Origin of the sequence: Mycobacterium zoologicum, assembly GCF_020181635.2 — a bacterium.
In the GTDB taxonomy this organism is placed as follows: domain Bacteria; phylum Actinomycetota; class Actinomycetes; order Mycobacteriales; family Mycobacteriaceae; genus Mycobacterium; species Mycobacterium zoologicum.
In genome coordinates this window covers 1-530 of record NZ_JAYJJS010000087.1, presented here as the reverse complement: position 1 = coordinate 530, position 530 = coordinate 1, and the positions used below count along the sequence as shown (strand labels likewise).

The window sequence follows — 530 nt, the reverse complement described above, 5'->3', positions numbered from 1 at the left end:
TGACATGCCGACAGCCCTGTCAGCGCTCCGGGTTACGGTTCGGGCCGTGGATGCATCCGCCAGCCCAAACGTGCGCCTTCAGCCCGGCGCATCTCCCTCACCGCGTAACTGATGCGCCTCGAGTTGGCGACGCAGGCGTCTGCGACGCCCGTCCTGGAAACTCTTGACGTTGTATCGTATAGCAAATACTATTGACACGTCGCAATGGTATGGGGAGCATGGTGAACAGCGACATCGCAGACCTCGCCAAATGGGCGGAGTCCCAGGGTTGGACCGTCAACGACGACACCAAGGGCTACACCAGGTTCTACGACGTCCGCGGCAACTACATCGCGCGGTACCCCGCTACACCGAGCAACCCGCGACGACGAATGGCAGACCTACACGTCGCCCTACGCAAAGCAGGCCTGCAGGTGCCGCCCCCCAGCAAGAAAGAACAACGCGCACGGCGCCGAAAGGAGAAGGACCAGTGAACGACTGGGTTGCCACCGTCAGCTACGCGCTCGACCCCGCGGTGGACACGATGGACC

1 protein-coding gene is annotated in these 530 nt (G+C 62.6%); it reads left to right on the top strand.

The window, feature by feature from the left end; translation table 11 throughout:
* Window positions 1-221: 221 nt before the first annotated feature.
* Window positions 222-473 (top strand): hypothetical protein, encoded by a 252-nt coding sequence (locus tag K6T84_RS23850; RefSeq protein ID WP_224865602.1) that lies wholly within the window; start codon window positions 222-224, stop codon window positions 471-473.
* Window positions 474-530: the final 57 nt, after the last annotated feature.